The organism is Lysobacter terrae (assembly GCF_054782215.1).
Map to the genome: position 1 here is coordinate 1,501,202 of NZ_BAAGSX010000001.1, position 13,673 is coordinate 1,514,874.

The 13,673-nt window shown below is 66.9% G+C and carries 12 protein-coding genes and 1 tRNA gene; 2 read left to right on the plus strand and 11 right to left on the minus strand.

Annotated features, from left to right (window positions below):
- Positions 1-17 precede the first annotated feature (17 nt).
- From hisIE to ACYVJ8_RS07000, 9 genes are read right to left on the minus strand one after another with little or no spacing between them, the layout of a single operon-like run.
- Positions 18-656, minus strand: a complete 639-nt coding sequence (gene hisIE, locus ACYVJ8_RS06960; RefSeq protein WP_460710596.1) for a bifunctional phosphoribosyl-AMP cyclohydrolase/phosphoribosyl-ATP diphosphatase HisIE — start codon at positions 654-656, stop codon at positions 18-20.
- Entirely contained in the window at positions 646-1,422 is a 777-nt protein-coding gene (gene hisF / locus ACYVJ8_RS06965) for an imidazole glycerol phosphate synthase subunit HisF (RefSeq protein ID WP_460710598.1), read from the minus strand. The genes hisIE and hisF overlap by 11 nt, the downstream gene beginning before the upstream one ends.
- On the minus strand, positions 1,416-2,162 hold the full coding sequence (hisA, locus tag ACYVJ8_RS06970) for a 1-(5-phosphoribosyl)-5-[(5-phosphoribosylamino)methylideneamino]imidazole-4-carboxamide isomerase (RefSeq protein ID WP_460710600.1): 747 nt from the start codon (positions 2,160-2,162) through the stop codon (positions 1,416-1,418). The genes hisF and hisA overlap by 7 nt, the downstream gene beginning before the upstream one ends.
- Positions 2,159-2,758, minus strand: a complete 600-nt coding sequence (hisH, locus tag ACYVJ8_RS06975) for an imidazole glycerol phosphate synthase subunit HisH (RefSeq protein ID WP_460710602.1) — start codon at positions 2,756-2,758, stop codon at positions 2,159-2,161. Before hisH ends, hisA begins: the two co-directional genes overlap by 4 nt.
- Positions 2,758-3,831, minus strand: coding sequence for a bifunctional histidinol-phosphatase/imidazoleglycerol-phosphate dehydratase HisB (gene hisB, locus ACYVJ8_RS06980; protein WP_460710604.1), 1,074 nt, complete (start codon positions 3,829-3,831; stop codon positions 2,758-2,760). Before hisB ends, hisH begins: the two co-directional genes overlap by 1 nt.
- Positions 3,828-4,916 (minus strand): histidinol-phosphate transaminase, encoded by a 1,089-nt coding sequence (gene hisC, locus ACYVJ8_RS06985; protein ID WP_460710606.1) that lies wholly within the window; start codon positions 4,914-4,916, stop codon positions 3,828-3,830. Before hisC ends, hisB begins: the two co-directional genes overlap by 4 nt.
- A complete protein-coding gene (gene hisD, locus ACYVJ8_RS06990; RefSeq protein WP_460710608.1) occupies positions 4,913-6,214 on the minus strand; it encodes a histidinol dehydrogenase in 1,302 nt (433 codons plus the stop codon). The genes hisC and hisD overlap by 4 nt, the downstream gene beginning before the upstream one ends.
- Positions 6,211-7,125, minus strand: a complete 915-nt coding sequence (hisG, locus tag ACYVJ8_RS06995) for an ATP phosphoribosyltransferase (RefSeq protein WP_460710610.1) — start codon at positions 7,123-7,125, stop codon at positions 6,211-6,213. The genes hisD and hisG overlap by 4 nt, the downstream gene beginning before the upstream one ends.
- Positions 7,126-7,135: 10 nt before the next feature.
- Complete coding sequence (locus ACYVJ8_RS07000; protein ID WP_460710612.1) at positions 7,136-7,441, minus strand: YerC/YecD family TrpR-related protein; 306 nt, start codon at positions 7,439-7,441, stop codon at positions 7,136-7,138.
- Positions 7,442-7,606: 165 nt separating this feature from the next.
- Here ACYVJ8_RS07000 and ACYVJ8_RS07005 point away from each other — a divergent pair, with 165 nt between their 5' ends.
- A complete protein-coding gene (locus ACYVJ8_RS07005) occupies positions 7,607-9,436 on the plus strand; it encodes a sensor domain-containing diguanylate cyclase (RefSeq protein WP_460710614.1) in 1,830 nt (609 codons plus the stop codon).
- Between the two features lie 628 nt (positions 9,437-10,064).
- Here the strand turns inward: ACYVJ8_RS07005 and ACYVJ8_RS07010 are convergent.
- Complete coding sequence (locus ACYVJ8_RS07010) at positions 10,065-11,951, minus strand: HAL/PAL/TAL family ammonia-lyase (RefSeq protein WP_460710616.1); 1,887 nt, start codon at positions 11,949-11,951, stop codon at positions 10,065-10,067.
- A complete protein-coding gene (hisS, locus tag ACYVJ8_RS07015; protein ID WP_460710618.1) occupies positions 11,948-13,348 on the minus strand; it encodes a histidine--tRNA ligase in 1,401 nt (466 codons plus the stop codon). The genes ACYVJ8_RS07010 and hisS overlap by 4 nt, the downstream gene beginning before the upstream one ends.
- A gap of 183 nt (positions 13,349-13,531) precedes the next feature.
- Here hisS and ACYVJ8_RS07020 point away from each other — a divergent pair.
- Positions 13,532-13,608 (plus strand) — tRNA-Pro (locus tag ACYVJ8_RS07020).
- Positions 13,609-13,673 lie beyond the last annotated feature (65 nt).

Here is a 13,673-nt window from a genome sequence, read left to right on the forward strand (position 1 = left end):
CTTGCAAGCGCCGCTGGCTAGGTTGTGGCCGTGCCGGCATCGCGATGCCGCGAGCGCAGCACGGCCACCGCGTCGGCCAGCGAGAGTCCGCGCGAACGCAGCAGCACCAGCAGGTGGTACAGCAGGTCGGCCGCTTCGCCGGCCAGTTCGGTATCGCCCTGCGCGACCGCGGCGAGCGCGGTCTCCACGCCCTCCTCGCCCACCTTCTGCGCGATACCGCGCACGCCCGCTTCGAACAGACGCGTGGTGTAGCTGCCCGCCGGACGTTCACGCTCGCGCCGTGCCACCAAGGCTTCCAGTTCGGCGAGGAAGTCGCCCGGGGCCTCGGGGAAGCAGCTGGTCCGCTGCAGATGGCAGGTCGGGCCGTGCGGACGTGCCTGCACCAGCAGGGTATCGCTGTCGCAATCGGCCTGGATCGAAACCAGTTCCAGCACGTGACCCGACTGCTCGCCCTTGGTCCACAGCCGCTGCTTGCTGCGGCTGTAGAAGGTGACCTTGCCGGTCTCCAGCGTCGCAGCGATCGCCGCGCGGTCCATGTAGCCCAGCATCAGCACGCGCAGGGTTTCGGCGTCCTGCACGACGGCGGGCAACAAGCCGTTCTGCTTGTCCCAGGCCAATGCATCGATCTGTAATTCCGTGCTGGCGCTATGCGGCATGGCGCACCTCGATGCCCTGTCCACGCAGGACTCGCTTGAGTTCGCCGATGCGGACAGCACCGGAATGGAAGACCGAGGCGGCCAATGCCCCATCTACGTCGGCCTCGTCGAAGACCTGGGCGAAATCCGCAATGGCGCCGGCGCCGCCGGAGGCCACCAACGGCACATGGCAGATGGCGCGTACCGCGCGCAGTTGCGCGATGTCGTAGCCGGCGCGGACGCCGTCGCTGCCCATGCAGTTGAGTACGATCTCGCCGGCGCCGCGCTGCTGCGCTTCCACCACCCAGTCGAGCGTGCGCTTGGACAACGCGCGGGTCCGCGAGGGATCGCCGGTGTACTGGCGCACACGCCATTCGCCATCCGCATCGCGCAGGCTATCGATGCCGACGACGACGCATTGCACGCCGAAGGCCTCGGCCAGCTCGTCGATCAGCTCCGGACGTTCCAGCGCCGGCGTATTGATGGAGATCTTGTCCGCGCCGGCATGTAGCAGCGTGCGTGCATCGTCGGTATCGCGGATGCCGCCGGCAACGCAGAACGGAATATCGATGACGCGCGCCACCCGCTCGATCCAGCCGCGATCGGCGCGGCGTCCCTCAGGACTGGCGGTGATGTCGTAGAACACCAGTTCGTCCGCGCCCTCGTCGCGGTAACGCAAGGCCAGATCCAGGATGTCGCCCATGTCGACGTGGTCGCGGAAGCGCACGCCCTTGACCACACGGCCGTCGCGCACGTCCAGGCAGGGAATGATGCGGCGGCTCAGCATGCGTATTCCTCGCGTAGCGCCTGCGCGAGTTCGAAGTGGCCTTCCAGCAGTGCCTTGCCCAGCACGGCGCCCGCGCAACCCGCTTCCCGCGCCGCGGCGATGTCCTCGATGCCGCGCACACCGCCGGAGGCCTGCAGGCGCACGCCCGGCGCCTGCGTGGCGATCTGGCGATACAAGGCGATGTTCGGGCCGGCGAGCATGCCATCGCGATCGATGTCCGTGCACAGGGCATGACGCAAACCAGCCTGTGCGTAACGGGCCAGCAGTGCATCGAGCGAAATCCCGCTTTCCTGAGTCCAGCCTTCGGTGGGCAACTGCCAGCGTCCATCCGCGCAGCGCGCGTCAAGCGCGACTGTGACCCGTTCGCTGCCAAACAGATCGAGCCACGCCAGGACCGTGTCGGGCTCGCGTACGGCCAGAGAACCGACGACGACGCGATCCGCGCCCGCGTCGAGCAATCGGCGAACGTCCTCTACCGATCGCACGCCCCCGCCCGTCTGCACGGACAGCGCGGTGTCTTGCTTGATCCGCTCCAACAACGGTGCCAGCGTGTAGCCGCCTTCGCGTGCGGCGTCCAGATCGACCAGGTGCAGCCAGGTCGCGCCGCTTTGCGCATAGCGGCGCGCCACGTCGAGTGGATCGCCCGTGTAGCGCGTCTCCTGCGCGTAGTCGCCTTGGCGCAACCTGACCACTCGGCCAGCGCGCACGTCGATGGCGGGATACAGAGTGAAGCCGCTCACGCCAGTCGCTCCGAAAGAAAATTCTCCAGCAGGCGCGCGCCGACCGCGGCCGACCGCTCGGGATGGAACTGCGCACCCCAACAGCGCCCGCGGCGCACGACCGCGCTGAATTCCTCGCCATGCGTCGTCGTGGCGAGCGTGGCATCGCTCACCGGCGCGGCATAGCTGTGGACGAAATAGGCCTGCGCATCGGCCGCCATCCCGGCGAGCAACGCATCTTCGCGGTGTACCTGCAATACGTTCCACCCCATGTGCGGCACGCGTACGCCCTCGCCGCCCGCGAGCTTGCGGACGCGGCCTGGAATCAGCCCCAGGCAGGCGGTCTCGTTCTCCTCGGAGGATTCGAACAGCAACTGCATGCCCAGGCAGATCCCCAGCAAGGGTTGCGAGAGCCCGCGCACGAGATCGACCAGTCCCAGTTCGCGCAGGCGCGCCATGCCCGCGCCGGCCGCGCCGACGCCGGGCAGGATCACGCGATCGGCCCTCGCGATCGTCCCGGCATCCGCGCTGAGCCGCGCGTCCACGCCCAATCTCTGCAACGCGTACTGCACCGATCCGATATTGGCGCCGCCGGAATCTATCAGCACCACCTCCATCACAGCACACCTTTGGTACTCGGCAAGGCGCTGCCTTCACGACGAACCGCTTGCCGCAACGCGCGCGCGACCGCCTTGAAGCAGGCTTCGACCTTGTGGTGATCGTTGTCGCCTTCGACCTTCAAATGCAGGTTGAGCCCCGCGGTTTCGCACAGCGAGCGAAAGAAGTGCGGCACCAGCTCGGTCGGCAGCTCGCCGACGCGCTCGCGCCGGAAGCTGCCGTCGAACACGAAGTAAGGACGCCCGGAAAAATCCAAGGCCGCACTGGCTAGCGCCTCGTCCATCGGCAAGGTGAAGCCGTAGCGGCCGATGCCGCGCTTGTCGCCGAGCGCCTGCTTCAAGGCCTGGCCCAGTGCAAGCCCGCAGTCCTCGACCGTGTGATGCTCGTCGATATGCAGATCACCTTCGCAGCGCAGAGTGAGGCCGATCCCGCCATGCTTGCCCAGCTGATCGAGCATGTGGTCGAAGAAGCCCAGCCCGGTCGCTACCTGCGGCTCGTTCGGCGTATCCAGGTCGATGCGTACCGCGATCTGCGTTTCGCGCGTCGTACGTTCGATTTCCGCGATGCGCGGCGACGCCAGCAAGGCCTGGGCGATGCCGGCCCAGTCCCACTCGCCCCCGAACTGCGCGGTCTTCAACTGGAAGGCGCGCACGCCGAGATTGCGCGCGAACGCCACGTCGGTTTCGCGGTCGCCGATCATCGCCGAGCGCGTCCAGTCGATGCTCCTGTCGCGCAGGTAGCCCTGCATGAGACCCAGCCCGGGCTTGCGCGTGGGCGCGTTGTCGGCCGGAAAGCTGGTGTCGATCAGCACGTCGCGGAACTCGATGCCCTGGCTGGCGAAGACGTTCATCATCAGGTCGTGCGGACCGTCGAAATCCGCGCGCGGGAATGCGTCCGTGCCCAGACCGTCCTGGTTGGTGACCATGACGAATTCATAGCCCGAATCGCGCAGCCGCAGCATCGCCGGGATCACGCCCGGCACGAAGCGCAACTTGTCGAAGCGGTCGATCTGGAAATCCGCGGGCTCCTCGATCAGGGTGCCATCGCGGTCGACGAAGAGGATCGCGCTCATGCCGCCACTCCGGCCTGTGCCAGCGAGGCGACGGTCGCGATCACACGGTCGTTCTGTTCGGGCGTGCCGATGCTGATGCGCAACGCGTCCTGCAGACCCGGCATCGCGCGCAAGTCGCGGACGACGATGCCTTGCGCCAGCAACGCGTCGAACATCGCCTGGGCGTCGAAGCAACGCACCAGCACGAAATTCGCGCGGGACGGTACGACACGACGGACGGCCGGCAAGGTTTCAAGGCGAGACTGCAGGCGTTCGCGTTCGAGCACGCACTGCGCCACGCGCGCCTGCGTCGTTGCGATCGCCTCCGGTGTCAAAGCCGCCAGAGCGGCGTCCACGCACGGCACCGGCAAGGGATAAGGGGCCTGGCAGCGCTGTAGCACGGCAATCAGCTCGGCATCCGCCATCACGGTACCGATGCGGGCAGCGGCAAGCGCATGCGCCTTCGACAACGTGCGCAGGACGACGATATTCGGCTCGGCCGCCAGCAGCGTGGTCGCCGAAGGCGCCTGCGCGAATTCGATATAGGCCTCATCGACTACGACGACCGCGCGCTCGCGCAGACGCTGCGCCAGTGTTGCGACCGCCTCCAGCGACAGCACGTTGCCGCCCGGATTGCCCGGTGAGCAGAGGAAGACGATGCTCGCCGCCTCCCGCTCCGCAGCCTCCGCCACCGCCGCGAAATCGCAAGCGTAGCCGTCGGTCTCCTCCCCCAACGGAACATCGACGACGCGCGCGCCATGCAATCGTGCGCAAACCGCATACATGCCAAACGTCGGCGTCGTCACCACCACCGTGCCAGCGCCGGGACGGCACAAGGCGCGCAACAGCAGATCGATGCCCTCATCGCTGCCCCGCCCGGCCAGCAGTTGTTGCGGCTGACAGCCGTAGAGCGCCGCCAATGCCTCGCGCAAGCGCTGCGGTTGCGGGTCGGGATAGCGGCGCAGCGCTGCCTGCGTGTCGGCAGGATTCGGCCATGGCGATTCGTTGGCATTGAGCCACACGCTGCCCTCGAGCCGGTCGCTGCGCGCCGATCGATAGCCGGCGAAGTCGCGCAGATCGTCGCGAACCAGATTCAGCACGCTCATGCCGCGAGCGCCTCCAGCCGCACCTTCACGGCGAGGCCGTGGGCGTCGAGCCCTTCGGCGGACGCCAGTTCGACCGCGCACGGGCCGATGTTGGCGAGACCGTCGCGCGCCACTTCCTGCACCGTGATCGCGGTCTGGAAGCTGGCCACGCTCAGGCCGCTGCACCAGCGCGCGGCGCCACTGGTGGGCAGCACGTGATTGGTGCCGCTGCAGTAATCGCCCAAGGCTTCCGGCGCCCAATCGCCGAGAAACACCGAGCCGGCGCTGCGCACGCGCGGCAGCCAGCGGCGTGCGTCGCGCAGGGCGAGGATGAGGTGTTCAGGCGCGTAGTCGTTGCTGATGGCGAAGGCCTGCTCCAGCGAAGCCGTACGAATCGCCAGCGACGCCGCCAAGGCCTGCACGGCGATCTCCACCCGCGGCAAGGTCTTCACCTGTCGCGCCACCTCAAAGATGACGGCATCGAGCATGGCCTCGTCATCGCTGAGCAACACCACTTGCGAATCCGGACCGTGCTCGGCCTGCGACAGCAGATCGGCCGCGACGAATACCGGGTTCGCGCCGGCGTCGGCGATCACCAGCACTTCCGACGGCCCGGCGGGCATGTCGATGCCGGCGCCGCCTTCGGTCATCGAGACCTGACGCTTGGCCTCGGTCACGTACGCGTTGCCGGGACCGAACAGCTTGTCGCATCGCGGAATCGAGGCCGTGCCGAACGCCATCGCGGCGATCGCCTGTGCGCCACCGATCTTGAACACGCGCGCGATACCGCAGCAGCGCGCCGCGAACAGCACCGCCGGATGGGCCGTTCCATCCGCGCGCGGCGGCGTGCACAGCACGATGTCGTCGCAACCCGCCAGCGCCGCGGGAATGCCGAGCATCAGGGCCGTCGACGGCAGCGGCGCCGAGCCTGCGGGCACGTACAGTCCTACGCGCGGTATCGGTCGCAGGATGCGGCCGCAGGCGACGCCATCGGCGGTTTCGATGCTGAATTCCTGGCCCATGCCGGCTTCGTGGAAGCGGCGGATGCGTCCGGCGGCTTCCGCGATCGCGGCGCGCAAGGCGGGCGTCAGTGCCGATTCGGCGGCGTCGAATTCTTCTCCGGCCACGGCGAAGTCGACCAGATCGACTTTGTCGAAGCGCGAACTGTATTCGCGCAGAGCCGCATCGCCGCCGCTGCGGACCGCTTCCAGGATCGTGGTCACGGCGACCGTCGTTCCCTGCGCCGTGACTTGCGCGGGCCGACGCAGCAACGTGGCACGTTCGCCGGCTTCGAGGCTGTTCCAATCGACGCGCTTCATGCCAGCAGGCCCTCCACCGGCAGCACCATCAGGCCGCGCGCGCCGGCGCGCTTGAGGTCTTCCAGCCGCTGCCAGGTCAACGCACCGTGGCAGAGCGCCTGCAGCGCCAGGCGCTCGGCGCCGTCGATCTGCATCACCGTCGGTTCTTCCGCGTCAGGCAGCAGCGGCAGCAGCGCGGGCAGCAGCTCGCGCGTCGCCTGGAACATCAGCAGCTTGCTGCGGCGGATACGCAGCGCACCATCGAGGCGGCGCTGCAGCAGCTCCATCAATTCGGCACGCACGTCGTCGAAGTCGGCGGCGGGACCGGCGAGCACCGCTTCGCTCTCCAGCAACGTCTGCACCGGCTTGAGCTGATTCGCCGCCAGGGTCGCGCCGCTGGACACCAGATCGCAGATCGCATCCGCCTGGCCCAGGCGCGGTGCGATTTCGACCGAGCCGGACAGCAGCACCACCTGTGCGTCGACGCCTTGCGCTTGCAGCCAGTTCGACAGCAATTGCGGATAGCTGGTCGCGATGCGCTTGCCCGCAAGCTGCGACGCGTCGCGCCACTCCCAGCCATCGGGCACGGCGATTGAAAGGCGGCAGCCGCCGAAGCCGAGCGCGCGCAGTTCGCGGAAGCGCGCACCGCCCCCCTCAGGACGGTTGGCAAGATCCAGTTCGTTCAATACGTTGCGGCCGACGATACCCAGATCGCACACGCCCTCGGCGATCAGGCCGGGAATGTCGTCATCGCGCACCAGCAGCAGGTCGATGGGCAGGCTCTCGCCGTAGCAGAACAGGCGGTCGCGGCTTTCGCGCCAGCTCAGTCCGCAGGACGAGAGCAGCGCACGGGCGGGCTCGGCGAGGCGGCCGGACTTCTGAATGGCGATACGCAGGCGGTCGCGGCCGACCGCGGCAGTCACAGGACTCATTGGGCGGCCCTCAACGCGCGGCGCGGCGCTTGAGCGCCGCCGCATAGCCACCGGCACCCCGTTCCAGGGTCCGGGCGACGCGTCCGATCGTGGTGACGCTGACCAGCGTCCGATCATGGATCTCGCGATACGGAACCCCTTCCGCGACCAGGGGCACGACCTTCCAGCGGTCGCTCATCGCCTCCAGCTCCGCCGGCGTGCACAGGTCTTCGAGGAAGGCGCGCACCTGCGCGGCGGTGCCCAGGCGCGAGAGCGCACCGGCGAGGTCGTCGAGGGCGTCCTCGGTCTGTTCAGTGTCGTTGGGGCGGCGCTTCATGGGGAAATGGCTCATTTAATGTATTAACGCGCTAATACATTAGCCAAGGCGGGGCACTCGCGTCAAGCCGGGCGTCACCCACCGGCCCGGTCGACGGCGACACGAAGCGCTCTTCCCGCTGAAGTACACTCCCTTCACGCCGCCGCGCGGCTGCCAGGGGCTCGAATGGGGATCGTTCGGTTACTACTGGGTGTGTTGTGCCTGACCGCACTGATGGCGCTGTCCGCCCCTGCGCGCGCGAACCATGACGGGGTCGTCCTCACCGATGCGACGGCGCGGGTCCCGCTCTCGCCCCACGTCGTGTACTACCACGACGCCGCGGCACGCGATTCGCTGCAGGATGCCGCGCACAAGCTGGCGAACAGGCGCTTCGCCCATCTCCCCGACGAAAGCGCGGCGTTCGGCTTCCAGAACGGCGCGTACTGGTTCCATGCACGCCTGCTCAACCGCGCGCGCACGCAGCAGCGCTGGGTGCTCGTGCAGCAGTACGCGTTGAGCGATCACCTGGATGTCTATGCGCGTTTCGCTGACGGCCGCACGCAGCACTGGCAAGGGGGCGATGCCCTGCCCTTCGCCGAGGGCCGCAGCATCCGCTACCGGCATCCGAATTTCCTGATCGACCTGCCGTACGACCAGCCGGTCGACGTGTTCGTGCGGGTGCAGAGCCAGAGTTCGATGCAGGTTCCGCTGACGCTGTACACGCAATCGGCGTTCACCGAAATGTCGCGCGATGCGCAGTTGGGCATGGGTGTCTATTACGGCATCCTGTTGGCGTTGTTCTTCTACAACATGGTGCTGTGGCTGACGCTGCGCGATTCCAGCTACTTCTGGTACCTGCTGCATATCAGTGCGTTCGGGCTGGTGCTGTTCACGCTCAACGGGCTCGGCTTCGAATATCTGTGGCCACGCTCGCCGTGGCTGGCGGACAAATCCGTGCCGTTGTCGATCTGCCTTTCGCAGGTCGGCATGCAGCAGTTCACGCGGACGTTCCTGGGGCTGAGCCAGCGCTGGCGCCTGGGCGATCGCATCACCCTGGGCATCATCGCCTTTTATGTGCTGCTGGGCTTCGCTTCGGCCCGGCTGCCGTATCACGTGTCCACGCCGATCGCGTCGGCGTCGGTCTTCCTCAGCATCACCTGGGTGGCCACGCTGGGCCTGATGATCACGCGGCGCGGTTACAAGCCGGCGGTGATCTTCCTGTTGGCGTGGGCGATGTTCCTGCTCGGCACGGGTATGTTCGCGGCGGTGGCGTTCGGGTTGATGCCGAAGGTATTTTTCACCGAGTACGGCAAGGAGATCGGTTCGGCGATGGAGATGTTGCTGCTGTCGATCGGCCTGGGTTACCGGTATTCGGCTTTGCGCAGCGAGAACGAGCGCATCATCCGCGAGTCGCGCGATCAGTTGGAGCAGAAGGTCGCGCAGCGCACGTCTGAGCTCAGCAACGCGCTGAATCAGCTCGCCGACGCGCACGGGCGCTTGCGCGAATCGAGCCAGCGCGATGGCCTGACTGGGTTGCATAACCGGACCTATTTCCATGAAGGGTTCGAGAGTCTGCTTTCGCAGGCGCGCAACGGTCGACGGCTGTCGCTATTGATGATCGACCTGGATCACTTCAAACAAATCAACGATCGCTACGGTCATCTGGTCGGCGATGCGTGCCTGCGTTGGGCGGCGGGGGTGATCGGGCAGACGCTGCGTCAGCACAATGCGTTGCTGGCCCGTTTTGGCGGTGAGGAATTCGTCGTCGCGCTGCCCGGGATGGATCTGGAATCCGCCTCGCACATCGCCGAGGAATTGCGCGTACGTCTGCGCGCGGAGCCGTTCCGTTCGCACGGCGTCACGATTCCGGTGACTGCCAGTTTCGGCGTGCATGCCGTGGACACTGGCATGAAGGGCGGCGCCGAAGCGGCGCTGCAGGTCGCTGACGAGGCGCTTTATCGGGCCAAGGCTGATGGGCGCGATTGCGTTCGGACTTCGTCGGTGATGGCGGCCTGACGCCTACTGATCGATTGCTGCGCCCCCTCCCTCTCCCCGCTTGCGGGGAGAGGGAAAGCGTCGCATCAGCGACGCAGGGTGAGGGGACGTGGCGTGTGCCAGTAATGCGATCCGGGCACGGGCAGTCGGCGCCGGTGGGCAGTCGCGACACGCCGTGAATCCGTCCATGGAGGCTTGATCGGCGGCATCCATGCCGCCGACAGTCGCGCCTGCCCACCGGCACCGCCTGCCCTCCCATATATCTCGGGCACGTTGGCAAAAAAGCGAAGGCAACTCGCTGCGCTCGCTCCCCTCATCTGCCCTTCGGGCATCTTCTCCCCGCGCGCGGGGAGAAGAAGAGCATTGACGCCGAAGCGGCGATCACAACGCTCGCGGTTAGCGCTGCCCGATGGGATGGGGGTGCGGAGAGCGGACCAGGATGGTCCGCGGCCCCGACTAAAGGCAGGGATGCCGTCCGGAGGGGCGGAGCACCCCCGTCCCGTCGGGCAGCGCGTCCTGCCGAAGCCGACGCTTTACCCACCAGCACCAACAAAAGCAAAGTCCCTGGATCCCCGCCTTCGCGGGGACGACGAGCAAGAGCGAAACAAAGTCCCTGGATCCCCGCCTACGCGGGGATGACGAGCAAAAATCAGCCGCGCGCTGCGGCGAGCACGATGCCGTCGCGAACCAGCCGCACCGCCGTGGCGACTTCGCCGTCGAGGGCGCGATCGCGGGCCAGGAACGGCACATGTTCGCGAATCGCTGCATGCGCGCGGGCAACCGCATTACCCGGATGGAAGGCCTCGGCGCTTGCGAGTTCGGCGCGCAGTGCTTCGACTTCGGCGAGGAAGCCCGCGCGATCATTGCTGCCCGTCGCGGGACCACCCACCACCTTCGCGGCTAATCCTTCGGCATCCGTGCGTGCGGCCAACGCGCGTGCGGCATTGATCATGTCGCGGCGCAGATCCAGCGCCTGCGCGCCGGTATACAACTCCAGCGCCAACACCTTGCCGAGGTCATCGGCCATCGCCAGTACATGGCGGGCCTCGTTGGCGCCCATCGACACATGGTCCTCGGCATTCGCACTGGTGGGAATCGAATACACCGACGCCGGCATCGCGCGGCTGGACAGATCGTTGACGATAGCCGCCGCCGTGTACTGCACGATCATGAAGCCGGACTCGGTGCCGTCTTCATTGCCGATCAGGAAGCCAGGCAAACCATCATTCGTGGCGCTGTCGACGAGCTTGTTGAGACGGCGCTCGGAAATGCTAGCCAGCACCGGAATCGCGGCCTTCACGTAGCTCATCGCCAGGGCCAGCGGCATGCCGTGGAAATGGCCGGCAGAAATTACCTGCTGCTCGACGTGCTCGGCCTTTGCGTCCGGGAACACGATGGGATTGTCGGTGAGCGCATTGAGTTCGATCTCGAGCACCCGCGCCGCCTGCGCCAGCGCATCGCGCACCGCGCCATGCACCTGCGGGATGCAGCGCAGCGAGTAGCTGTCCTGCGGCTGATGCTTCTTGCCGCCGCGGAACGGACGGAAACGCTTGTAGAACTTCTCGCGTCCGTGGCGTTGGGTGAATGGCACCCAATCCCAACCGATGTCGAAGCGCAGTTGCTGCGACTCCGGCGTGTCCCAGCTCTCCGGCTGCCACGCGCGGAAGCGCGGCACCAGGTGATAGGCGATGTCGCTGAGCGTCGAGCCTTCCAGCAAGCGACGCAGATTGGCGGCGGTTTCGACCTGACCCGGATGCGGACGCAGGGCGTGTACTTCCTCCGCGAAAGCACCGAGGCGACCGGCGAAAGCATCAATGGTCATGGCCGCGGCGAGGTCCGCGGTTTCGACCAAGGCTTCGAGCTTGGCCAGCGCCAATACGCCCGTCGCTAACATCTGCGCCGTGCCGTTGTTGAGCGCCAGACCTTCCTTGTACGACAGCTTGACCGGCTGCAGGCCGGCGCGCTCGAGCGCTTCGCCGCCGGGCAGGCGTTCGCCTTGGTAGAACGCTTCGCCGCCGCCGAGCAGCACGATGGCCAGATGCGACAGCGGCGCCAGATCGCCGCTCGCACCGACCGAACCCAGTTGCGGCACGACCGGCACCACGCCCGCGTTGAGCAACGCGGTCAGCGCCTGCAGGATCTCGACGCGAATGCCGGAGTGGCCGCGCAGCAGCGTGTTGATGCGGATGCAGAGCATCGCGCGGACGACATCGGGCGCGAACGGCTCGCCCACGCAGACCGCATGGGTCACGATCAGGTTGCGTTGCAGCTCTTCGTGCAGGGTCTCGCTGCTGGCCTCCGCGCCTGCCAATTTCTCGCGTAGCCGGTGCGCACCGAGGAGCTTGTCCGCGTTGCTGCCGAAGCCGGTGTTGACGCCATAGATCGGCTCTTCGCGGCGCGCCTGCTCGGCGAGGAAGTCCGCCGCGCGCTGCACCGCCGGCAATTGCGCGGCATCCAGTTCAACCGTCGCGCCGTGCGCGACCGCTACCAGCTGCGCCCGCGTCAGCGAGCGTCCGTCGAGGCGAATCGATTTCATGCGTGTGAGCCCTGCAGTACTTCGGCCTGCGCGAGTTCCACGCGCAGGGCGCCGACGAGTTCGTGGCGATCGATGGTGAATTGGTCTTCCCGGCGCAGGTCCTTCACCGTGACCGAGCCCTTGGCGATTTCGTCCTCGCCGAGCACGATCACGAAACGAATGCCGGCCCGGTCGGCGTACTTGAACTGCTTGGCGAGCTTGCCGGCTTCCATCACCACTTCGGTGTTGAAACCGGCGCGACGCAGGTCGCTCGCCACGGATAGGCAGTGCGGCAGGTGCGCCGCGTCCATCTGCGTGACCAGCACCTGCACCGTGCTGCCGGAGGCGGCACCGAGCAGGCCGGCTTCGCGCAGCTGCCAGAACAGGCGCGTCAGACCAATGGAAATGCCGACGCCCGGCAGCTTCGACTTGGTGTAGTGGCTGGCCAGGTTTTCGTAGCGGCCGCCAGAGCAGATCGAACCGATCTGCGGGTAGTCGTTGAGCGTGGTCTCGTACACCGTGCCGGTGTAGTAATCCAGGCCGCGCGCGATGGAGAAGTTGAGCGCGTAATGCGTCTCCGGCACGCCCATGGCGCGCACGAGTTCCAGCACTTCGCGCAGCTCGGCGATGCCTTCGCGCAACACTTCGCTGCCCTCGCCCAGCGCGTCCAGCTGCGCCAGCGCATCGGCGTGCGAGGTCGAACGCACCTTCACGAACGCCATGATCCGGTCCACCGCTGCGGCCGGCAGATTGAAGCCCTCGCCCGTCAGCGTCTCGCGCACGTAGTCCTCGCCACGCTTGTCGAGCTTGTCGACCTCGCGCAGCACCAGTGCCTGCAGCTCGCCGTCGGCGACACCCTGCGCCTCGAAGAATCCGCGCATCAACTTGCGGTTGTTCATCTGGATGGTGAACGCGCCGATGTCCAAGTCCGAGAACACCGAATAGATGACCGCGGGGATTTCCGCATCGAAGCGGACGCTCAACGCGTCCTTGCCGATCACATCGATGTCGCACTGGTAGAACTCGCGGAAACGGCCGCGCTGCGCGCGCTCGCCACGATACACGCGCTGCATCTGGTAGCGACGGAACGGGAACGCCAGGTCGTGCTCGTGCTCGGCCACGTAGCGCGCCAGCGGCACGGTGAGGTCGAAGCGCAGCGCCAGCTCTGGCAGGCCATCGGACTGCCCGCTTTCCGACTTGCTCAGCGCACCGGTCGACTGGACGAAATACACCTGCCGCTCGGTCTCGCCGCCGGACTTGGTCAGCAGCACCTCCGACAGCTCCATGACCGGGGTTTCCACCGGCAGGAAGCCGAAACGTTCGTAATTGCGGCGGATCACGTCCAGCATGCGCTGGAAGGCGACCTGGTCAGGAGGCAACAGCTCCATGACCCCGGGCGGGGTACGCGGCTTGATCAAGCGGGTGCTCCAAATTGCGGATGTCGGGATGTCCCGGGAGGCCGGGAATCCGGCGCTTTCGCGCGGCCACACAGTTTAACTGGCGCCGGACCGGCCATGCCCGGCCCGCCAATAATGGCGACTGATGGCAACTGACCACTTGCCCGAAGTGAAGCTCGCCTTTAGAATGCCGGGCTCTGCCGTCGGGGTGTAGCTCAGCCTGGTAGAGCGCTACGTTCGGGACGTAGAAGTCGCAGGTTCAAATCCTGTCTCCCCGACCAATCGATTCGCGAAAACGCCGGCCTTGCGCCGGCGTTTTTGTTCTTTTGCCGTCTTTAGGCGGCGC